Annotated in this window: 19 protein-coding genes; 11 read left to right on the top strand and 8 right to left on the bottom strand. The window is 73.1% G+C overall.

The genetic code is table 11. The features are described from left to right. The first annotated feature begins 61 nt into the window (after positions 1-61). Both ABD998_RS16575 and ABD998_RS16580 read left to right on the top strand, forming a co-directional pair. A complete protein-coding gene (locus ABD998_RS16575; protein ID WP_345441745.1) occupies positions 62-1,957 on the top strand; it encodes an ABC transporter ATP-binding protein in 1,896 nt (631 codons plus the stop codon). Next, positions 1,954-3,768, top strand: coding sequence for an ABC transporter ATP-binding protein (locus ABD998_RS16580; RefSeq protein ID WP_345441747.1), 1,815 nt, complete (start codon positions 1,954-1,956; stop codon positions 3,766-3,768). The genes ABD998_RS16575 and ABD998_RS16580 overlap by 4 nt, the downstream gene beginning before the upstream one ends. Positions 3,769-3,937: 169 nt before the next feature. Here ABD998_RS16580 and ABD998_RS16585 read toward each other — a convergent pair whose 3' ends face one another. The 3 genes from ABD998_RS16585 to ABD998_RS16595 form a co-directional block, all read right to left on the bottom strand. Beyond that, positions 3,938-4,390 carry a GNAT family N-acetyltransferase gene (locus tag ABD998_RS16585; RefSeq protein WP_345441749.1) on the bottom strand — a complete coding sequence of 151 codons (453 nt, stop codon included), beginning with the start codon at positions 4,388-4,390 and terminating at the stop codon, positions 3,938-3,940. 20 nt (positions 4,391-4,410) lie between these two features. Continuing rightward, positions 4,411-5,889: a L,D-transpeptidase family protein gene (locus tag ABD998_RS16590; RefSeq protein ID WP_345441752.1), complete on the bottom strand. Its 1,479-nt coding sequence runs from the start codon at positions 5,887-5,889 to the stop codon at positions 4,411-4,413. An 87-nt stretch (positions 5,890-5,976) separates the two neighbouring features. Then, the gene (locus tag ABD998_RS16595) at positions 5,977-7,410 is read right to left on the bottom strand and encodes a family 20 glycosylhydrolase (protein ID WP_345441755.1); all 1,434 of its coding nucleotides are present in this window, start codon (positions 7,408-7,410) and stop codon (positions 5,977-5,979) included. A 101-nt stretch (positions 7,411-7,511) separates the two neighbouring features. Here ABD998_RS16595 and ABD998_RS16600 point away from each other — a divergent pair, with 101 nt between their 5' ends. From ABD998_RS16600 to ABD998_RS16630, 7 genes are all read left to right on the top strand, one after another. Then, complete coding sequence (locus ABD998_RS16600) at positions 7,512-8,645, top strand: ROK family transcriptional regulator (protein ID WP_345441758.1); 1,134 nt, start codon at positions 7,512-7,514, stop codon at positions 8,643-8,645. A gap of 68 nt (positions 8,646-8,713) precedes the next feature. Continuing rightward, positions 8,714-9,982 (top strand): extracellular solute-binding protein, encoded by a 1,269-nt coding sequence (locus tag ABD998_RS16605; protein WP_345441761.1) that lies wholly within the window; start codon positions 8,714-8,716, stop codon positions 9,980-9,982. Positions 9,983-10,038: 56 nt separating this feature from the next. Beyond that, positions 10,039-11,004 carry a carbohydrate ABC transporter permease gene (locus ABD998_RS16610; protein WP_345441765.1) on the top strand — a complete coding sequence of 322 codons (966 nt, stop codon included), beginning with the start codon at positions 10,039-10,041 and terminating at the stop codon, positions 11,002-11,004. Then, complete coding sequence (locus ABD998_RS16615; RefSeq protein WP_345441768.1) at positions 11,001-11,852, top strand: carbohydrate ABC transporter permease; 852 nt, start codon at positions 11,001-11,003, stop codon at positions 11,850-11,852. Before ABD998_RS16610 ends, ABD998_RS16615 begins: the two co-directional genes overlap by 4 nt. After that, positions 11,849-12,754, top strand: a complete 906-nt coding sequence (locus tag ABD998_RS16620) for an ROK family protein (protein ID WP_345441771.1) — start codon at positions 11,849-11,851, stop codon at positions 12,752-12,754. The genes ABD998_RS16615 and ABD998_RS16620 overlap by 4 nt, the downstream gene beginning before the upstream one ends. 12 nt (positions 12,755-12,766) lie before the next feature. Further along, on the top strand, positions 12,767-13,546 hold the full coding sequence (locus ABD998_RS16625) for a glucosamine-6-phosphate deaminase (RefSeq protein WP_345441774.1): 780 nt from the start codon (positions 12,767-12,769) through the stop codon (positions 13,544-13,546). 2 nt (positions 13,547-13,548) lie between these two features. After that, on the top strand, positions 13,549-14,265 hold the full coding sequence (locus ABD998_RS16630) for a copper homeostasis protein CutC (RefSeq protein ID WP_345441777.1): 717 nt from the start codon (positions 13,549-13,551) through the stop codon (positions 14,263-14,265). Positions 14,266-14,363: 98 nt separating this feature from the next. Here the strand turns inward: ABD998_RS16630 and ABD998_RS16635 are convergent, their stop codons facing one another. The 5 genes from ABD998_RS16635 to ABD998_RS16655 form a co-directional block, all read right to left on the bottom strand. Beyond that, positions 14,364-15,746, bottom strand: a complete 1,383-nt coding sequence (locus ABD998_RS16635) for a choice-of-anchor L domain-containing protein (RefSeq protein WP_345441779.1) — start codon at positions 15,744-15,746, stop codon at positions 14,364-14,366. A gap of 145 nt (positions 15,747-15,891) precedes the next feature. After that, complete coding sequence (locus tag ABD998_RS16640; RefSeq protein ID WP_345441781.1) at positions 15,892-17,259, bottom strand: FAD-binding oxidoreductase; 1,368 nt, start codon at positions 17,257-17,259, stop codon at positions 15,892-15,894. Between the two features lie 10 nt (positions 17,260-17,269). Further along, positions 17,270-17,644: a YrdB family protein gene (locus tag ABD998_RS16645; RefSeq protein WP_345441783.1), complete on the bottom strand. Its 375-nt coding sequence runs from the start codon at positions 17,642-17,644 to the stop codon at positions 17,270-17,272. Positions 17,645-17,701: 57 nt separating this feature from the next. Next, positions 17,702-18,130, bottom strand: coding sequence for a hypothetical protein (locus ABD998_RS16650; protein ID WP_345441786.1), 429 nt, complete (start codon positions 18,128-18,130; stop codon positions 17,702-17,704). Between the two features lie 25 nt (positions 18,131-18,155). Continuing rightward, positions 18,156-18,413 carry a hypothetical protein gene (locus ABD998_RS16655; protein ID WP_345441789.1) on the bottom strand — a complete coding sequence of 86 codons (258 nt, stop codon included), beginning with the start codon at positions 18,411-18,413 and terminating at the stop codon, positions 18,156-18,158. 171 nt (positions 18,414-18,584) lie between these two features. Here ABD998_RS16655 and ABD998_RS16660 point away from each other — a divergent pair, with 171 nt between their 5' ends. Both ABD998_RS16660 and ABD998_RS16665 read left to right on the top strand, forming a co-directional pair. Further along, entirely contained in the window at positions 18,585-20,084 is a 1,500-nt protein-coding gene (locus ABD998_RS16660) for an FAD-dependent oxidoreductase (protein WP_345441792.1), read from the top strand. An 83-nt stretch (positions 20,085-20,167) separates the two neighbouring features. Beyond that, entirely contained in the window at positions 20,168-21,598 is a 1,431-nt protein-coding gene (locus tag ABD998_RS16665) for an SPFH domain-containing protein (RefSeq protein WP_345441795.1), read from the top strand. Positions 21,599-21,658 lie beyond the last annotated feature (60 nt).

The following is a 21,658-nucleotide window of genomic DNA, read 5'->3' on the forward strand; positions in this document are numbered from 1 at the left end:
TCGTCTCTCCCACGACCGGGAAGACACTCTCCCTTCCGGCCCCGTGCCGACTCCGAGGATCATGCCGCGCTCCACATCCCCCCAGAACACATCGACCTTCCGATCCCTCGTCCGCCTCCTGCCGTTCGCCCGACCCGTGCTGCCGCGGCTCGTGCTGGGCGGGATCACCGCGCTCATCGCCGCCGTGCTCGCGCTCCTCATCCCGATCGCCCTGGAGTGGGTCGTCGGGGGCCCCATCGCCTCCGGCTCCGTCGCCGCGATCGCGTGGGGCGCGTGCGTCGTCCTCCTCCTCGGCCTCGCCGAGGCGGCCATGGTGTGGCTGCGCCGCTGGTTCGTGCTCGGCCCGGCGACCACCGTCGAGTACGACATCCGCACGCGCTTCTACAACAGGCTGCAGCGCCTCCCCGTCGAGTTCCACGACCGCTGGCAGGGCGGCCAGCTCCTCAGCCGGATGATGCAGGACATCGGTCTCATCCGCCGCTGGATGGCGTTCGGGCTCATCATGCTCGTCGTCAACATCCTCACGATCATCATCGGCGCCGTCCTGCTCTTCCAGTGGCACTGGGCGCTCGCCGTCGTGTTCATTGCGGCGGGCGCGCCGATCTGGTACCAGGGCTTCCGCTTCGAGCAGACCTACGGCACGCTCTCCCGCCAGAGCCAGGACCAGCAGGGCGACCTCGCGACGAGCGTGGAGGAGAGCGTCCACGGCATCCGCGTCCTGAAGGCGTTCGGCCGCGGGCCCCACGCGCTGCGCCGGTTCACCCGGCAGGCCGAGAACCTGCGCGACACCGAGATGCGCAAGGCGGGCGCCATCGCGCGCATCGACTTCTGGCTCGTGGCGATGCCCGAGCTCGCCTTCGCCGCCTGCCTGCTGCTCGGCATATGGCTCGCGTCGGCGGGCGAGATCACGGTGCCGCAGCTGTTCGCGTACTTCGCGATGGCGACCATCCTGCGCTGGCCGATGGAGTCGATCGGCTTCCTGTTCTCGTTCCTCCTCGACGCGCGCACCGCGACCGACCGCGTGTTCGAGGTCTTCGACGAGATCGACACGATCGTCGACCCCGACGCGCCCGTGGTGCTCGCGCACCCGCGCGGAGCCCTCGCCTTCGAAGGCGCGCACTTCAGGTACCAGGATGCCGGCGACCACGAGCCCGACCTCCTCGACGGCATCGACCTCGCCCTCCGGCCCGGTGAGACCATGGCGCTCGTGGGCCTCACCGGCTCGGGCAAGACGACGCTCACGACACTCCCCACGCGTCTCTACGACGTGACCTCCGGCCGCGTCGCGCTCGACGGCGTCGACGTCCGCGAGCTCTCGCTCGTCGAGCTGCGGACGCACATCGCGACAGCGTTCGAGGACGCGACGCTCTTCTCCGCGTCGGTGCGCGACAACGTGCTCCTCGGCCGCGACGACCTCGAACCCGGGTCGGCCGAGGCCGAGCGGGTGCTCCAGGAGGCGCTCGAGGTCGCGCAGGCGGAGTTCGTCGCCTCGCTCCCCGACGGCGCCGACACCCTGATCGGCGAGGAGGGGATGAGCCTGTCGGGCGGACAGCGCCAGCGGCTCGCCCTCGCGCGTGCCGTCGCCGCGCGCCCGACCGTCATCGTCATGGACGACCCGCTGTCGGCGCTCGACGTCGACACGGAGGAGCGCGTGCAGGTGGGGCTCCGCCGGGTGCTGGAGGGCACGACGGCGCTCGTCGTCGCGCACCGGCCGTCGACCGTCGCCCTCGCCGACCGCGTCGCGCTGCTCGAAGGCGGCCGCATCACGGCCGTCGGAACCCACAGCGAGCTGATGGCGACGTCGGCGCACTACCGCAGCGTCATCTCGAGCTTCGAGAAGGAGGGCGCCGACGACAGTGCCCGGCGCATGGACCCGGAGCACGGCATGGACGTCGTGACGGGGGCCATCCCCGTCGTGCGGGGCCTGGCCGACGAGGACGAGGAGGGCACGCGATGAGCGGCACCGTGCACGGAACCGCCGGCGAGGACCGGTCGGACTACACGCGCGAGGAGAACCGCGCCATCCGCAGGCGCTCGTGGCGCCTGCTCATCTCGCTGCTCGCTCCCATCCGGCGGCAGGTGGCGCTCGTCGCCGCCGTCGTCGTCGCGCAGACCGGCGTGCGCGTGCTCGGCCCCGCGCTCATCGGCCTCGGCATCGACCAGGCGCTCCCCGGGGTCGTCGAGCGGGCCGACTGGGGTCCCGCGTGGTTCGTCGGAGCGGCCTACGTCGCCACCGCGCTCGGCGGTGCGGCGCTCCTGGCGTGGTACGACGTGCTGGCCGCCCGCGTCACGCAGAACGTGCTGCTCGACCTGCGCACGCGCGTGTTCCGCCACACGCAGCGTCTGAGCCTCGAGTTCCACGAGACCTACACGTCCGGACGCATCATCTCCCGGCAGACGAGCGACCTCGACACCATCCGCGAGCTCCTCAACGGCGGCCTCAACCAGCTCGTCCACGGAGTGCTCTACGGCGTCTTCACGTTCGTCGCGCTCGCCGTCGTCGACTGGCGCTCCTCGCTCGTCCTCGTCGCGGCGTTCGTGCCGCTGTCGATCCTGATGCGGTGGTTCTACGTCAACTCGCAGCGGGCGTACCGCGTCTCGCGCGTCGTCAGCGCGAAGCTCATCGTCAAGTTCGTCGAGACGATGACGGGCATCCGAGCGGGCAAGGCGTTCCGCACCGAGCCGCGCAACGAGGTCGAGTTCGGGGGGCTCGCCGCGGAGTACCGGCGCGTGAACATGCGCTCGATCCGACTGTTCGGCACGTTCGAGCCCGGCCTCATGGCGATCTCCGCCACGGCCATCGGCGCCGTCGTGCTGTGGGGCGGCATCCGCGTCGCGGAGGGGGCGTTCTCGGCGGGGCTCCTCCTCACGGCCGTGCTGTACGTGCGCAACTTCTTCAGCCCGCTGCAGGAGGTGGCCATGTTCCTGAACTCCTTCCAGGCGGCCGCCGCCGCACTCGAGAAGGTCTCGGGCGTGCTCGAGGAGGACCTCACCGTCCCGGATCCGATCCGGCCCGTGCCGCTGCCGCACGCGCGCGGAGCGCTGCGCTTCGACGACGTGACCTTCGGGTACGGCGAGGGCAGGACCATCCTGCCCTCGTTCGATCTCGACATCCCCGCCGGGCAGACGGTCGCGCTCGTCGGCACGACGGGGGCCGGGAAGTCGACGCTCGCCAAGCTGCTCTCGCGGTTCTATGATCCGAGCGACGGCAGGGTGACGCTCGACGGCGTGGATCTGCGCGACCTCGACGGACGCGACCTCCGGCGGGCGATCGTCATGGTCACGCAGGAGGCCTACCTCTTCAGCGGCACCGTGGCCGACAACATCGCGCTCGGGAAGCCCGACGCGACGATCGAGGAGATCCGCGCCGCAGCGGAGGCGGTCGGGGCGGACGCCTTCATCCGCTCGCTCCCCGACGGCTATGACACCGACGTGAACAAGCGCGGCGGGCGCGTGTCCGCGGGCCAGCGGCAGCTCGTCTCGTTCGCACGCGCGTTCCTCGCGGACCCCGCCGTGCTCATCCTCGACGAGGCGACGGCGTCGCTCGACATCCCCTCAGAGCGGATGATCCAGGAGGCGCTGCAGACCCTCCTCGCCGATCGCACGGCGATCATCATCGCCCACCGCCTCTCGACGGTGGCGATCGCGGATCGCGTGCTCGTCATGGAGCACGGCCGCATCGTCGAGGACGGCAGTCCCGCGGAGCTCACGGCCGGAACGGGCAGGTTCGCCCAGCTGCACGCCGCCTGGCGGGACTCGCTCGTGTGACGCGCACCGCCCCGGGCATCCGTCGGATGCCCGGGGCGTCGAGGAGGGCGACGGGGTCTCGATGGGGGAGGGGTATTCGAGGCCCCGCCGCCGGTCGCGGGTCAGCGCGCGCGACGTGCGCGCGGGCTGAGGAATCGGGGGATGTGCGGTTCGCGCCGCGGGAGGTCCGTCAGAGCCGGATCTCCGCGATGATCTCACCGTACTCGGTCTCGCTGACCGGCGAGAAACCGACACGGTGGAAGAAGGCCTCGGGCCCTCCCTCTCCGGCCTCGTAGATGACGCTGAGGTGGTCGAAGGAGCGCTCGCGCGCCTCGTCGAGGAGACCGGCCACCGCGAACCGGCCGACGCCGCGCCGCTGGTCGTCCGCGTCGACGTTGATGCGCCACAGCACCGACTGGAAGTAGTCGGGCCGGGCCTCGCGGTCGAAGTTCGCGCTGACGAAGCCGACGACGTCGTCGCCGTCGAGCACGACGCGCTGCCAGGTCGTCTTGGGGTTCAGGACGGACGCGGCGATGCCGTAGGAGACGGGGGCCAGGAACTGCTCCTGGCCAGGGCGCAGCGACAGCGTGTTGACCTGGACGATGGTGTTCGCCGACAGCTCGACGAGGCGCAGTTCCGTCATATCGACAGGCTAGCGGGTGATCAGGCGTGCACCCAGACCTCGGTGCCCGTCTGCGCGAAGTAGTACACGCGCTCCGCGGCCGCCTGGGTCATATTGACGCAGCCGTGGCTCATGTACGCGCCGGCGCCGAAGTTGCTGTGCCAGTACGTGCCGTGGAACCCCTGGTCGCCGTTGAAGTACGTCACCCACGGCACATCGGCCGTGCAGTAGTCGAACGAGCCGCCCGGCACGTAGTTGCCGGCGTCGTCGCACGAGCCCATGTCCTGGATGGTGAGCTGCCCGTAGACCGTGAAGTGGCCCTCCTGGGTGTCGTACCCGGGCTTGCCGAGAGCGATCGCGTACGTGTCGACGACCTGCTCGTCTCCGTCGTTGACGGTCTCGAACAGCGTCGTGGTCCCCTCGCTCTTGTCGACCTCGAGGCGGCGGTACAGCAGGTCGGTCTCGTAGTCGATCTCGTCGACGGGGAGCTCGAACGCGCCGTCGCCGGACGCGAGCTGCGCGGCGAAGTCCTCTGCGATGCCGTCGGTCGACTGCAGGCCCCAGCCGTTCTGGCCCTCCTGGATGGTCCGCAGGTGCTCGCCGGCCGAGTTCGTGACGATCTGCTCGTCCACGACGTCGCGGTTGACCTTCTCGGGCAGGCCCGCGACGGTGTCGGCGACCGCTGCGGCGACGGCGGCCTCGTCGACCTGCAGCTGGAAGGCGCCGTCCGCCGTCGTCACCTCGACCCACGACGCGGCCTGCGCGGCGTCGATGCCCGCGACCTTCTCGCCGTCGACGTAGAAGCCGGCGCCCGCCACGAGGGCGTCCAGCGCCTCGGCCTCCGCCTGCGCGTCGGCGGTCGACACGGCGGCGGCGACGGGCGTCGCGGTGGTCTCGACGTAGACGGGATCGCCGGCCGAGAGGTCGTCGGCGATGCCTGCGGCGAGTGCGTCGAGGTCGATCCCGGTGCCCTCCTGCGCCTCGGCGACCGTGTACGAGGCCGCCTCGGCGTCGTAGGACACCTGCGCGTCGACGGGGGCGGTGAAGAGCTCGGGTGCGCTCTCCTCGAGCGCGGCGAGGGCCGTGTCGGCGTCGAGCGTCACCTCGACGGGGATGGCGCCCGATCCCCACGTGCCGACGTTCCAGAGCGGGCTGTCCGCGAACGCCTGCTCGGCGGCGGCCGCTGCGTCGACGGAGGCGCCGAGATCGGCTCCCGAGACGACGACCTCGCCCGAGGGCGTCGCGATCGTGACGTCGACGTCGTCGATGCCGGCCGCGATCGTCTCGGCGGCGGCGCCCTGCGTCTGCCAGCCGACGTCGACTCCCGCTGCGGCCACGCCGGGGGCGATGAGGATGAGCGAGCACGCCGCTGCGCCCGCCGCGATGAGGCCGCCCGGGATGCCGAGCCACAGCCCCAGGTGCCGCTTGCGGGGTTCGGGCTCGGCGGGCGCCCACTCCACGGCCGGTCCAGCCGAGTCGCCGTCCGAACCGGGCGCGGGCTTGGTCGCGAGATCGGTCATCGTCTACCCCCAGATGCGCGCCGAAGCGGTCGGCGTGTCCCACAGATCATCGTAGATCGGCGCACCTTACCGCAGGCCGCGAGGGAATCACGATGTGAGCACGATCTCCTGTGCGTCGACGCCGTCCTCGCGCCAGCGCCGCACGCGCTCCGCGAGGCGGGCGCGGAACGCGGGCCATGCCCGTTCCCGTCCGCTCCGGGGCGACCAGGCGATCTCGGCCGCCGACGCGAGCCGGGGGAAGGCCATCCGCTCGACGCCGGCGCGATCGCGGATCGTCTCCGTCCACAGCGCCGCCTCGACGCCGCGGACGGCTCCGTCGGGCAGCCCGGGGATGATGTCGTCGGGGTCCCACTCGTATGATCGCTCCACGCTCGTCGGACCGTCGGCCCAGGTGAGACCGAGGGGCGTGGACGGGTCGTACTTCATGTCGAGGTAGACGGCGTCCGACGGCGACATGACGAGCGTGCCGCCGCGCGCGACGAATGCCCGCGCGGCCTCGGCGTGCTCGGCCGACGGCGTCCGGAAGCCCCAGAACTGCCCGACCGCGCCGCGGGGGAGAGGGGCGCGCCCCGCCTCGTGCCAGGCGACGGGGGTCTTCCCGTGCGCGACGACGATCTCGGCCGCCAGCCCCACGAGGGAGGCGTAGTCGTCGGGGTCGGTGCCGAGCGCCTCGTCGCCGCCGATGTGGACGAGATCGCCGGGCGTGAGCGCGCAGACCTCGCCCAGCACATCGTGCAGGAACTCCTCGACGGCGGGCTCGCCGACCCGCAGCGACGAGAACCCCACCGCGAGCCCCGTGTACGGCACGCCCGCGCGGGGCAGCCCGCCGCCGTGCTCGGCGGCGACGCGCCGCACCTCGTCCGTCACGACGGGCGGCGCGCAGAGCTCGGGATGCGCGAGCCCCACGGCGTGCGTATGGCCCGGGAGGTCGATCTCGGGCACGAGCTGCACCCCTCGGCGCTCCGCGTGGGAGAGGAGGTCGTCCCAGTCGGCCCGCGTGTAGAACCCGCCGGGGCCGCCGCCGACGGACGTGCCAGACGCGCGTTCGGCGAGCGCGGGGCGCGAGCGCATGTCGAGGCGCCAGCCCTGGTCGTCCGTCAGGTGCAGATGGAGGTGCGTGAGCTTGAGCTCGGCCATCCGGTCGAGCAGCCACGCGACGGTCGACACGGGATGGAAGTGGCGCGCGACGTCGAGCATGAGCCCGCGATGGGGGTACCGGGGCGCGTCGGCGATCGAGACGGGGCGGATGACCCATCCCTCCGGCCCCTGCTCGACGAGCTGCGCGAGGGTGGCGCGCGCATGGCGTGCGCCGGCGGGCGCGGATGCCGCGACGACGATCCCCGCCGCGTCGACGTCGAGCCGGTACCCCTCGTCGGGGAGAGCGGCGTCGTGGTGCTCCGAGGTCACGGCGGAGGCGGCGGCCTCCGCCTCCGCGCGCGCCGCCGTGCCGGGCGCGAGGTGCAGGGGGGCTCCTTCGCGCGGGCGGACGGACGCGGGCCACGGCACGAGCGGAAGGGTCATGCGAGGGAAGCTACCAGTCGTGTAACGAGTTTGTAAACATCCCTTCCTAATCCGAGCGGGGGTCTTGTGCCCCCGCCATTTCGTAAATAGAACTTACAAACATGACCGATCTCCCTACGGCGCCGCGACGCATCCCGCGAGCGAAGGTGCTGCCCGAGCACGCCCGCGCGCACAACCGCGCTCTCGTGCTCCAGACGCTCTTCCACGAGGGCGCCATGAGCCGGGCCGACCTCGCCAGGGAGACTGGGCTCACGCGCGTGACCACCTCCGACCTCGTGGGCGAGCTCCTCGCCGACGGGATCGTCGTCGAGCAGGGCGTGCGCGCGCAGACGGGGCCGGGCAAGCCCGCCATCCTCGTCGACATCGACCGGGAGGGGCTGCAGGTCGTCGCCCTCGACCTCTCGGGGGCGACCGAGCATGTCGGCGCCGTCCTCGACCTCACGGGCGCCGTGCGCGCCCGCGTCGCCGTCCCGCGCCCGGCCGACGGCGACAGCGACGCGGCGCGCGAAGGGGTGCTGGCGCTCGCGGCCGACACCGCCTCCCGCGCGACGGCCCGCGTGCTCGGCGTGGGCGTCGCCGCCCCCGGCGTGATCTCGCGCGACGGCGTCGTGCTCACCGCTCCCAACGTCGGATGGCACGGGGTGCCGCTGCGCTCGCTGCTGGAGGAGCAGATCTCCGCCCCCGTCGTCGTCGCGAACGACGCCAATGCGGCGGCGCTCGCCGAGTACACCCTCGGCGGATCGAGCGGCGACCTCGTCCTCGTGAAGATCGGGCGAGGCGTCGGATCGGGCCTCCTGGTGCGCGGCGAGCTCACCCGCGGAGGTCGGGACGCCGCGGGCGAGATCGGACACGTCACGGTCGGAACGGATGGCGGACCACGGTGCGCCTGCGGCCGAGAGGGCTGTCTGGAGGCATGGCTCGCCGTACCCGCCCTGCGCGAGCGGATGGCCGCCGCCGATGACTCCGAGTCCGTCCTGCGCGACGCGGGCGAACGGCTCGGCATCGCGCTCGCCCCCGTCGTCGGCACCCTCGACATCGACGACATCGTGCTCTCGGGCCCCGTCGACCTCCTCGACGGGACGTTCCTCGACGCCGCCGTCGCGACGCTGCGCGCGCGCACGCTCTCCCCGTTCGCGGACCCCGTCCGCGTCCGCCTCTCGGCGCACGGCGACGACGTCGTCGTGCTGCGCGGGGCGTTCGCCATGGTGCTCGACGCACGGCTCGGCATCCGCTGAGCCTCCCTCCCTCCCTCCCTCCCTCCCTCCCTCCCTCCCTCCCTCCCTCCCGAGATTGGAACCCTCCCATGAAGAACAGGAAGCTGATCGGCGCCCTCCTCGGCGCCTCGGCTCTCGCGCTCGCCGGATGCGCGGGCGGCACCCCCTCGAGCGACGACGGCGCCGGTGCCGACGGCGCCGAGCTGCGCGTCTGGCTCGTCGGAACCGACACCCCGCAGGAGGCGCGCGACTACCTCGTCGACACCTTCGAAGCGGAGAACGAGGGTGCCGCCCTCGTCATCGAGGAGCAGCAGTGGACGGGCCTCGTCGACCTCCTGACGACGGCGATGTCGGGATCGGAGAGCCCCGACGTCGTCGAGGTGGGCAACACGCAGGCGGCCGCATTCACCTCGGCCGGCGCGTTCTCCGACCTCTCCGACCTCTACGAGACGCTCGGCGGGGACGACCTGCTGCCCGGCTTCGTCGAGGCGGGCAGCTACGACGGCGCCTTCTACGCGGCCCCGTACTACTCGGGCTCCCGCGTCGTGTTCTACAACACGGGCATGTACGCCGAGGCGGGCGTCGAGGTCCCCAAAACGCTCGACGAGTACGTCGCGAACGCGACGGCGCTCGCCGAGGCGACGGGCGTCTCCGGCGTGTGGTACCCCGGCAAGGACTGGTACAACGCGCTCCCGTTCATCTGGGAGAACGGCGGCGAGGTCGCCGTCCTCGACGGCGACGAGTGGGACGCGCAGCTGTCGAGCCCGGAGTCGATCGCCGGGCTCGAGCAGGTGGCGACGCTCATGGCGTCGTCGCAGGCGCCCAAGGACGGCGACGAGACCGAGGCGTGGGTGCCGTTCCGCGAGGAGCAGGCCGCGACCCTGTCGGCGCCGAGCTGGGCGTACTGGTCGATCGTCGCCGACGAGGATCAGGCGGAGACCGCACTGTCGGAGTCGCTCGGCTCCTTCGCGCTCCCCGGTGCGGACGGCGGGGCGGCGCAGGTGTTCGCGGGCGGCTCGAACATCGCCATCCCTGCCGCCTCGCAGAACCAGGAGCTCGCCCGCAGCGCCGTCGAGATCATGCTGAGCGAGGAGTACCAGTCGATCCTCGCCGGTGCGGGCCTCGTGCCCGCGCTGCAGTCGCTCGGCGGCGAGGTCGCCGCGGCCACGCCCGAGCTCGCGGCCGTCGTCGCGGAGGCGGCGGCGAACGCGAAGCTCACCCCCGCCTCGCCCAAGTGGGCCGACGTGGAGGCCGCCCAGCTGCTGCAGGACTTCTTCGTCCAGATCGCGTCGGGCGGCGACATCCCCTCCCTCGCCGCCGAGCTCGACGCCGACATCGAGGCCATCCTCAACGGCTGACCCCTCGGCCGTGCGCGGCGCTCGCCGCGCCGCGCACGGCCCCCGAAAGGCACTCCATGTCGCTCCTCGCCGAGGCGGCGCCCTCCGCGGCCCCCTCTCCCGTCCGCCCGCCGCGTCGTCCGCGGCGTACGCCGTTCCTCCGCGGACCCGCTCTCCTCCTCCTGCCCGCCGGCGTCGTCGTCGCGGCGCTGACCGGATGGCCGCTCGTCCAGCTCGTCGTCATGTCCTTCCAGGAGTTCGGACGCGCGCAGATCTTCGGCGCGCCGCCCGCGTTCGTCGGGCTCGACAACTACGTCGCGGTGCTCGCCGACCCACAGTTCTGGGCGGTGCTCTCTCGCAGCGTGGCCTTCTGCCTGGTGAACGTCGCCCTCACGATGGCGCTCGGCGTGGGCGTCGCGGTGCTCATGACGCGGCTCGGCCGCGGCATGAAGGGCCTCGTCTCCATCGGCCTCCTCCTCGCGTGGGCGATGCCGCCCATCTCGGCGACGACGGTGTGGGGCTGGATCTTCGACACCCGCGCGGGGCTCGTGAACCACGTCGTCACGGCGCTCACCCCGTGGGACCTCACGGGCCACTCATGGCTCGTCGATCCGCTCGGGTTCTTCTTCGTCGCCACGATCATCGTGACGTGGATGGCGGTGCCCTTCGTCGCCTTCACGACGTTCGCCGCCCTCACCCAGGTGCCCGGCGAGGTGCTCGAGGCGGCGGCGCTCGACGGGGCGACGGGATGGCAGCGCTTCCGGCTCGTGACGGTGCCGTACGTGCGCGGCGTGCTCGTCGTCCTGCTCATCCTGCAGGTCATCTGGGACATGCGCGTCTTCACGCAGATCTACGCGCTGCAGACGATCGGCGGACTCCGCGAGGAGACCAACACGATCGGCGTCTACATCTACGCCACCGCCACGGCGGGCGGCGACCAGGGGGCGGCAGGCGCGATCTCGGTCATCCTGGTCGTGCTCATGATGGCGGTGTCGGGGTACTACGTCGTCCAGACGCTCCGCGACGAGGAGGCCCGCGCATGACCCGGCCGCGTCGCGCCGTCGCGCGCCTCGCCCTCAACGCGGCGGCGGTCGTCGTGTTCGCCGCGAGCGTCTTCCCCGTGTACTGGATGGTCAACTCCTCGCTCCTGCCCGCATCGGCGGTGAGCTCGTCGACGCCGCACTGGTGGCCCGACCTCTTCACGATCGAGAACTACGTCGGCGTCGTCACGGAGCCCTCCGGCAGCATCGCTTTCCTGCCCGCGCTCGGGATGAGCGTGCTCGTCACCCTCGCGGCCGTCGCGTTCGCGCTGCTGTTCGCGTTCCTCGCCGCGCTCGCGCTCAGCCGCTTCCGCTTCCGCAGCCGCCGCGGACTCATCGTCGGCGTCCTCGTGATCCAGATGATCCCCGTCGAGGCGCTCATCATCTCCACCTACCGGGTGCTCGACGGCTGGCAGCTGCTGAACTCGGCCGTCGGTCTCGTCCTCGTGTACGTCGCCATGGTGCTCCCGTTCACGATCTGGACGCTGCGGGGCTTCGTGAACGGGGTCCCGGCCGAGCTGGAGGAGGCCGCGATGGTCGACGGATGCACTCGCATGGGCGCCTTCTGGCGCGTCACGTTCCCGCTGCTCGGGCCCGGTCTCGCCGCGACCGGGGTGTTCGCCTTCATCCAGGCGTGGAACGAGTTCATCTACGCGCTCGTCCTCATGACGCGCCCGGAGGCGCGGACCCTCCCGGTGTGGCTGCGCGCATTCGTCCAGGCGACGAAGGAGACCGACTGGGCGGCGATCATGGCGGGCTCGACGCTCTGCGCGATCCCCGTCGTGATCTTCTTCCTCGTCGTGCAGGGCCGCATGGCCCAGGGCATGGTCGCGGGGGCGGTCAAGGGATGACCGCCGCGCCGACGGCCGTCCGCATCGGGCTCGATGTGGGCGGCACGAAGATCGACGCCGTCGCCCTCGACGACGCGGGTGCCGTGGTGGCGCGCCGCCGCTCCGCGACGCGCGGCGGAGCAGACGGCGTCGTCGACTCGATCCGCGACGCGATCCTCCGCCTCGACCGCGGCGGCGCCGCGGTCGCCGCCATCGGGATCGGCGTGCCCGGACAGGCGCACGGCGGGGTCGTCCGCCACGCCGTCAACCTCGGCGTCGAGGAGCTCGCCCTCGCCGACGCCGTCTCGACGCTGTTCGACGTCCCGGTCGCGGTCGAGAACGACGTCAAGGCGGCCGCGCTCGGCGCCCACGCGCTTGGCGACGGCACTGGCTCGCTCGCGCTCCTCAACCTGGGCACGGGCGTCGCGGCGGGCATCGTCGCGGACGGGGCGCTGCTGTGCGGTCGTCACGGCGCCGCGGGCGAGATCGGGCACGTCGCCGTCGACCCCGCGGGGCCGTCGTGCCGGTGCGGTCAGACCGGCTGCATCGAGACGCTCGCCGGCGGCGCGGCGGTGTCCGCCCGATGGGGGCGCCCCGGCGACACCGTGCGCGAGATCTTCGACGCGGCCGATGCCGGAGATCCCTCGGCCATCCGCCTGCGCGGCGATGTCGCACGCGGGGCCGCCGCCGCCATCCGCCTGCTCGCCCTCGCGGTCGACCCCGATCGCCTCGTCGTCACGGGCGGGGTCGCCGGCCTCGGCGAACGGCTGCGCTCCGCGATCGCCGACGAGCTCAGGCGATCGTCCGCGACGTCGCCGTTCCTCCGTTCGCTGCATCTCGACACCCGCGTCGAGATGCTTCCCTCCGCGTCCCCCGCCGCGGCGCTCGGCGCCGCACTCCTCGACGCCCGCGTCCTCGTCTGAAAGGCTGGCCCCATGGCCGAGATCATCATCGTCCCCGACGCCGCAGCGGCCGGCGGTCTCGTCGCCGACGAGATCGCGCGGCTCATCCGCACGCGGCCAGACGCCGTGCTGGGGCTCGCCACCGGCTCGACGCCGCTGCCGGTCTACGAGGCGCTCCCGCCGCGCCTCGCCGGAGTCAACGTGTCGCGCGTGCGGGGCTTCGCGCTCGACGAGTACGTCGGCCTCGACCCCGCCCATCCCGAGTCGTACCGCTCCGTCATCACGCGCGAGGTCGTCGAGCCGCTGGGTCTCGACCCCGCACTCGTCCGCACGCCCTCCGGCTCGCTCGACGGCATCGCGCACGCAGGGGAGGAGTACGAGGCGGCCATCGCGGCGGCGGGCGGCGTCGACCTGCAGATCCTGGGCATCGGCACGGACGGGCACATCGGCTTCAACGAGCCGGGATCGTCCTTCGCCTCGCGCACGCGCGTGAAGACCCTCACGCGGCAGACGCGCGAGGACAACGCGCGCTTCTTCGACACGATCGACGACGTGCCGATGCACTGCATCACGCAGGGGCTCGGGACCATCCTCGCCGCGCGGCACCTCGTGCTGCTCGCCTTCGGGGCGGGCAAGGCCGACGCCGTCGCGGGCGCCGTCGAGGGGCCGGTCACCGCCTCCCTCCCCGGCTCCGCGGTCCAGCTCCATCCGCACGTCACGGTCGTCGTCGACGAGGCGGCCGCCTCCGCCCTCCGAGACGCCGACTACTACCGGTACGCGTGGGAGCACAAGCCCGGCTGGCAGGGCATCTGAGGATGACCGCCTTCGAGCTGGCCGTCCAGGATGCGGCCGGCATCGCCGTGGCCGCGCGTGTCGGCGCCGACCGCGTCGAGCTCGCCTCCGCGCTCGCCCTCGGCGGATTGACGCCGTCCCCCGCCGTGCTCGAGCGGGCCGTCGGCTCCGGCACGCCCGTGCACGTGCTCGTGCGCCCTCGCGCAGGCGGGTTCGCCTACGATCCGGACGACCGTGCGCTCATGGTCGCCGACGTGCGGTGGGCGGTACGGGAGGGCGCCGCGGGCGTCGTCGTGGGAGGCACGGCGGCCGGAACGGCCGACGCCGACCTCGTGCGCGCGTGCATCGACGCGGCGGACGGGCGCGAGGTGACCTTCCACCGCGCGTTCGACACCGTCTCCGACCGGATGGCCGCACTCGACGCGCTCGCGGAGCTCGGCATCACGAGGGTGCTCACCTCGGGCGGCGCCTCGCGCGCCGTCGACGCCCTGGCGGAGCTGCGCGCGCTCGTCGAGCGCGCGGCCGGTTGCGTGCAGATCATGGCGGGCGGAGGAGTGGACGCCGTCACGGCGCGGCGCGTCGCAGCCGCGGGCGTCGACGCGGTGCACGCGTCGGCGAAGCGCGTCGTGGTCGACGACGTGCCGATCGGCCTGGGCTCCGCGTCGGGCGCGGGCGGCGTCGCCTACGAGACGGCCGACGAGGATGCCGCCCTGGCCATCCGCCTTGCGCTCGCGAGCTGAGCTGCAGGGCCGAGGGCCCTGCAGCGACGGCGAGAGGGCCGAACACGGCGAGAGGGCCGGAGGCGTGTGCCTCCGGCCCTCTCGCCGTCATGCGCGCGTCAGGCGCGGCGGCGGCGCAGCATCAGCGCGAACGTGCCGGCGAGCCCGAGTCCGAGCGCGGAGACCGCGAGCACCGTCGTGGTCTCGCCGCCCGTGGGGGCCAAAGGCTTGTCGGGGTTCGACGGCGCGGGGTTCGACGGCGCAGGGGCCGGCGACGAGGGGGCGGGCGTCTCGGCGGGCGCCGGAGCGCTCTCGGTCGGCGTCGGCGCGGGCTCGCTCGGGGCGGGCTCGGTCGGCGCGGGCTCGGTGGGTGCCGGCTCCGTCGGGGCGGGCTCGGTGGGCTCCGGTGTGCCGGGGGCGGCGGGCTCGACGACGTCGATCGTCACGGTCGCCGGCTCCGACCACAGCGCACCGTCGAAGGCGCGGAACGTGAAGCTGGTCTGCCCGAGGAAGCCCTCCGCGGGCGTGAACTGCAACGCGGCGCCCGAGAGCTCCGACAGGGTTCCGTGCTCGGCGGCGACCTGGTCGACGATCTCGTACGAGAGCGCGTCGGCCGCGGTGTCGGCGTCGGTGGCCGACAGCACGATGTCGAGCGGCGTGTTCACGGTCGTGGAGACCGTCTGCGCCTCGGCGACGGGTGCGGCGATGGAGGCGAAGGAGCCCGACTCGATGACGACCGACGAGTCGTAGATCCCGTCGCCCGCGTCGGCGATCGCGAGCTTGATGTGGTTCGTCTGGCCCGCGTTCACGGGCGCCTCGAACGTCAGCGGCACGGTGAAGCCGTTGAACTGGGTGTCATACGGCGCCGGCTCGACCGTGTTGTCGCGGAAGAGGTGGTAGTTGATGTCGGGGTTGATCGTGTTCACCGAGATCGGGAACAGCTCGGGCTGCCCGCTGTCGATGAGGGCGTGGTTCTCGCCGTTCACGTAGAAGGCGAAGACGTCGTTGTAGTCCGAGCCGACGTAGTCGAGGTACTCCTCGGAGCCGAACACGTACGTGAAGGTGACGTTCGAGGAGGCCGGGACGAAGTCGAACTCCAGCACCGCGGCGTCCTGCGTCGTGGTCGGCGCGACGATCGCGTCGAGGTCCGCGTCGCCCTCTGCTCCGTTCGACGCCGATGCGGAGGCGGTGTTGTTCGGGCCGAGGATCGACGAGTCGTCGTAGTCCGTCGCGACGAGCGCACCCGTCGAGAGCGCGATGCCGGCGTTGACCTCGAGCGCCGGGCCGAGGCCGTCCACGCGGCCGGCGGCCTCAGGCGCGCCGGTGTACACGATGTTGCTGACGGGGGTGTCGTCGCCCACGAGAGCGGCGACGAGCTGCTCGGCGGTGAGCGTCGTGAGGTCTTCTGCGGTCTGGCCCTCGGAGGCAGACGCCGGCGCGGCGCCGACGGCGAGCAGGGCGATCGACGCCGCGGATGCGGCGGCGAGGACGGTCTTCTTCATGCGGTGATCCCCCGGTGGAACGATGGCGCGACGGCCGTTCGGACGCGCGAGTCGCGTCCTCGGGGAATCATAGGCAACGTTCAGCGCACGCACAACCTTCGATATGACGCGGCGTGACCGGGGGTTCCCTCGTGCGGGGGAGGGCTCATGACTCCGGCGCGAACACCTTGCCGGGATTGAGGATGCCGTGGGGGTCGAACACGCGCGCGATGTCGCGCTGCAGGCGCCACTGGTCGTCACCGAGCTCGTCGGCGAGCCAGCGTCGCTTCAGGACGCCGACGCCGTGCTCGCCCGTGAGCGTGCCGCCGAGCCGGAGCGCTGCGCGGAAGAGGTCGTCCGCGGCGTCCCAGATGCGCTGCGGCACCTCTGCGCCGTCGAAGACGAAGTTGGGATGCAGGTTGCCGTCGCCCGCGTGCGCGACAGTGGGGATGGCGACGCCGTGCTGCCGTTCGACGCGCGCGATCTCGTCGAACATCTCGGGCAGCCGGCTGCGCGGCACGGAGACGTCCTCGATGAGCGCCGTCCCCCGCGCCTCGATGGCGGGGTGCATGGCGCGGCGGAACGCGAGCAGGCGCTCGCCCTCCTCCCTGTCGCGGGTGAGGGAGACGTCGCCGCCCCCGCGCGCGAGCACGGCCGCGATCGCCTCCGCCTCGGCCGCCGCCGCCGGGCCGTCGGTCTGCACGGTCAGCTGGGCGGATCCGGGCGCCCCGACGACCTGCCCGAGGTGGGCGCTCACCGCGGCGACCGCTGCCGCGTCGAGGAGCTCCATGACGGCCGGCTGCGCACCCGTCGCCGTGACCGCGGCTGACGCCGCGGCAGCGGCGCGCACGTCGGGGAACACCGCGGTGAGCGTGCAGACCTCGCCCTGGACGAGCCGTCGCAGCTTGAGGGTCGCCCCGACGACGATGCCGAGCGTGCCCTCGGAGCCGATGAGGAGCGCCGTGAGGTCGAGCCCCGTGACGCCCTTCACGCTGCGGTGGCCGGTGCGGATGAGGCGTCCGTCGGCGAGCACGACGTCGAGGCCGAGGACGGCGTCGCGGACGACGCCGTACTTCGCGCACAGGAGTCCGCCCGCGCCCGTGGCGATGTTGCCGCCGACCGTCGAGATCGCACGGCTGGCGGGGTCGGGCGCCCACCACAGTCCGTGCGGCGCGAGCGCGGCGTTCAGATCGGCGTTGACGACACCGGGCTCGACGACCGCGACGAGGTCGTCGGGCGAGACCTCCAGGATCCGGTCCATGCCGCGCAGCGAGAGCGCGATCTCGCCCGCGCCCGCGTTGGCCCCGCCCGCGAGCCCCGTGCCCGCGCCGCGTGCGACGACGGGAGTGCGCGTCTCGTGCGCGATGCGGAGCACCGCCTGCACGTCGGCCGTCGACGCGGCATGCACGACGGCGAGCGGTCGGGCATCGGCGCGGAAGCCCGACTTGTCGGCGCGGGCGGCTTCGCGGGCGGCCGCTCCGGTGTCGACGCGGTCGCCCACCGCGGCGCGCAGACGCGCGACCACGTCGGTCATGTCAGGTCGGTCATGACAGGGAGCGGCGGTTGTGGAGGAGGCCCACGACGATCGCGAACAGCGCGAACACGAGGCCGGCCCACGGCTGCCCGAGCCCCCATAGCGCGATCGTCGCCGCGAGGAAGATGCACAGCTCCACGACCGCGCGGACGAAGGGGTGCACGGCGACGACGGCCTTCGGAGAGACGAACAGCGCCCACACGATCGCCGCGAGGACGGGCGCCCCGATCCCCACGACGACGTTCCAGGGGAACGCCCAGGCGAGGAACCCCCACACGGCCAGGGCGATCACGGCCACGAGCTCGCTCGCGAAGCGGAGCAGATCGAGCACGGTGATGCGGCGTGGGGTGACGCCGGCGGTCGCGGAGGCAGAGGGATCGGGCATGGCCTCCAGTCTAGGCGCGCGGTCGGCCGCCCACCCGGGGCGGCCGACCGCGCGCTCTCAGGCGCCGGCGCCCGGCTCGGCGTCGTCGACGAGCGTGGGCGCGTCGCGCTCGACCGTCTCGCGAGCGATGCGCTCGAGGTCGTCGCCGTCCGCCGCGATGCCCGCGTCGCGCAGTCGTGCGGCGACCATCCCCACGGCGTCGTCGGGGGACAGGTTGCCGATCGCGATATCGCCCTGCACCTGCGCCACGATGCCGCGCAGGCGCTCGTCGTCCGTCGTCGTGTGGACGTCCTCGCGGGGCTCCGTCTGACGGCCGGGGGAGGGCTCTGCCGGTCCGACGCCCGCGACGTCGTTCTGCTCGCCCTCGTCGGGCGACCCCGGCGCCTCGCCTTCGACCCCGACGACTTCGGCGGACCCGCTGTCCGCGCCCCCGCGACCCGCCGGCACGTCCTCGAGGGGCGGGCCGCCCGCTTCGCTCTCCGTCATCGTCTCTCCTCCCGTCCGCGCGCCGTCAGCGCGCGTCCTCGTCGTCGCCCCGAAGGGCGTCCTCTTCGCCCGTGTAGCCGTCGTCGGCCGCACGCTCGTCGTCGGGCAGCGCGGGACGACGCGCCGCGCCGTCGGGGAGCGGGCCCCTGTCGTCGGCCAGCTCCTCGGGATCCACCTCGTCCTCGAGCGCGTCGATCGTCGCGTCGTCTGGCACGTCCCTGTGCTCCGGCACGCGAGCGGGCCTGGTCTGGATGTCGGGATCGACTCCCTCGACGTTCGCCATGAGGTCCTCCTCCTCTGCGTTCGGATGCCTCCAGCGTGCGCCGCTGGATCGTGCCGTGCCAGGGGTTGACAGAGCGGCTCGTACGGCCGATACGGGCGAGCTCGCGGCATGTCAACCGCCTGTCGCCCGCGGCTCGTCCGGACCAGGGTCGGGCAGGACGAGAGGAGCACGATGAGCGAGGCAGCGGAACGACCCGAGGCGATCTGGCGGCGGACGGCGCCCGCCTTCGTCGTCGACGAGGAGCACATCCTCCGTCCCGACGTCGTCGTCGCCGGTGCGGGCCTCACGGGGCTCGCGACGGCCGTGCTGCTCGCGCGGGCGGGGCACCGCGTCGCAGTGTGCGAGGCGCACCGCGTCGGCGCGGCGGCGACGGGCAACACGACGGCGAAGCTCTCCCTCCTGCAGGGCTCGGTCTACGGGCAGATCCGGGCGCATGCGGGGGACGACGCGCTCAGGGCCTACGCCGCAGCGCAGCGCGAGGCCGCGGCCTGGGTGCGGGAGAACGCCCCCGCCGACGCGCTCCGGCGGGAGGCGGCATTCTCCTATGCCACGACGCCGGAGGGGGAGGCCGCCCTCGAGCGCGAGGCGGAGGCGCTCGCCGCGGCGGGCGTCACGGCCCCCTGGCAGCCCGTGGTCGACGCGGGCCTGCCGTTCCCCGTCGCGCGCGCCTTGAGGATGGACGACCAGGCTGCCCTGCATCCCCTCCGTCTCCTCGCCGCGCTCGCCGCGGAGCTCCGCCGACGGGGCGGCGGCATCGTCGAGGGATGCCGCGTCGTGGGCGTCGACGATCTCGATTCCGGGGTCCGGGTCTCGACGACGCGCGGAGCGATCGACGCCGCCCATCTCGTCGTCGCGACGGGGTCTCCCGTCATCGACCGCGCCGGGTTCTTCGCACGGCTCGAGCCCTCCCGGTCGATCGCCGCGGCGTACGCGGGGATCGACCCGCCGCAGGGGATGTTCCTCTCGGTCGACCCGCAGGCACGGTCCCTCCGGACGACGGAGGACGGACGCGGCGGCACGCTGCTCATCGCGGGCGGCGGCGGGTATCGGACGGGGTCGCCGCACGGGTCGGGGCCCGTGCTCGACGAGCTCGACGGATGGGTGCGCCGGCACTTCCCCGGAGCTCGGCGCGTGACGTGGTGGGCGGCGCAGGACTACCGCACGGTCACGCGGGTGCCGTTCGCGGGGGCCGAGCCCGGCGAGCGGGTGCACGCCGCGACGGGGTACGACAAGTGGGGCATGACGAACGCCGTCGCGGCGGCGCTCGCGATCGCCGGGGCGATCGCCGGCGACGAGCCGTCGTGGGCGGCGGCCCTCCGCGCCCCGAGGATCGGCGTGCGCGACGTCGCGACGGCGGTGGGCGCCAACGCCAAGGCCGCCGGGGCGATGGCGGCCGGCTGGGCCGACGCCCTCGTATCGGGAGACGACGGAGCCGAGCTCGCCGAGGGCGAGGGGAGGATCGTGAGACGGGGCGCGCGCCCCGTCGGGGTCTCTCGTGTCGACGGCCGGGTCTGCGCCGTGTCGGCCGTGTGCACCCACCTCGGCGGCGTCCTGCGGTGGAACGGCGCGGAACGCAGCTGGGACTGCCCCCTGCACGCTTCGCGGTTCTCGCCGGAGGGCACCGTGCTGGAGGGGCCGGCGACCGCGGATCTCGCGGAGGAGTCCGCATAGCCCGTCGATAGGGTGGACGGGAGACCGTCCGCGCCCGACGCGCCGGAACCCGGCGCGCCGCGGACGGCCGAAGGGGGTAGTCCATGGAAGGCATCCTGGCCACAGCGGGCGGAGTGGGGCTCGCGGTCGTCATCGGCGTCGTGGTCGTCGTCGTCATCGTCGCGGCGCTCGTCGGCACGCTCGTGCTGCGGGCCTGGTACAAGGTGGCGCGCGCGGACGAGGCGCTCATCATCGTCGGCAAGAAGCAGAAGGCCAAGGACGGCACCTCGTCGAACGTGGCCGTCATCCGCGGCGGCGGCGCCGTCGTCAACCCGATCACGCAGCGCTCCGAGACGCTCTCGCTGCGGGCCCGCCAGATCATGGTGAAGCCCACAGCGCAGTCGATCCAGGGCGTGACGGTCGACGTCACGGGTGTCGCGCTCGTCAAGATCGGCTCCACACCCGAGGCCATCGCGAGCGCCGCCGAGCGGTTCGTCTCGCAGGACGACGCGATCGAGGTGTTCACGACCGAGCAGCTCGAGGGCGCGCTGCGCGGCGTCGTCGCGACGCTCACGGTCGAGCAGCTCATGCGCGACCGGCAGGAGCTCTCGGATCAGATCGCGGCGCTCATCAAGAGCGACCTCGAGGACCAGGGACTCGTGCTCGACAGCTTCCAGATCCAGGGCATCACCGACCAGAACGGCTACATCGAGGCGCTCGGTGCCGAGGAGGTCTCGAAGGTCAAGCGGCAGGCCGAGATCGCCCGCATCAACGCGGAGCGCGAGATCAAGGCGCGCGAGATCGCGACGAGCGAGGAGACGCTCATCGAGCAGACCGCGTTCGACCGCAACTCGGCCGCGGCCGCGGCCGACGTCGGCCAGGCGCGCGCGGAGGCCGAGCAGGCCGAGGCGCTCGCGCGCGCGAAGGCTCAGCAGGGCGTCCTCATGCAGGAGGCCGAGAACAAGCAGGCCGAGCTCGACGCCGACGTCAAGCGCGTGGCCGACGCCGCCCTGTACGAGCGCCAGAAGCGGGCGGACGCCGACGCCTACGCGCGCGTGAAGGAGGCCGAGGCCGAGGCGCAGATCGCCGAGCAGGAGGCGCGGGCCATCCGCATCAAGGCGGAGGCCGACGCCGAGGCCATCCGGGTCGAGGGCGAGGCGAAGGCGTCCGCGATCGAGGCGGAGGCGGCCGCTCTCGCGAAGAACCAGGACGCCTTCCTCGCGCAGCGCGCGCTGGACGCCCTCGTGCCGATGATGACGGAGTTCGCCAAGGGCTACGCAAACGTCGGCAGCGTCACCGTGCTCTCCGGCACCGGCGGAGACGGCGCCTCCGGCCACCTGGCGGGCGAGACCGCCGCCGGCATGCGCTCCATGTTCGACAGCGTCCGCGCGGCGACGGGCGTCGACCTCGCCGCCGTGATCCAGGGGCATGCGATCGGTCGCGGGATGGCCGCGGGCCGGCAGGACGAGGCGCCGGCTCCCGCTGCGCCCGCCGAGCCCGCGCGGCCCACGCCGGAGGCTCCTCCCGCCCCGTAACCCGGCGCCCGCGGGCGTCACAGGGCGCAACGAGAGGACACGTCGCGGCATCGCGACGTG

Origin of the sequence: Microbacterium gilvum, from assembly GCF_039543865.1 — a bacterium.
Classification (GTDB): domain Bacteria; phylum Actinomycetota; class Actinomycetes; order Actinomycetales; family Microbacteriaceae; genus Microbacterium; species Microbacterium gilvum.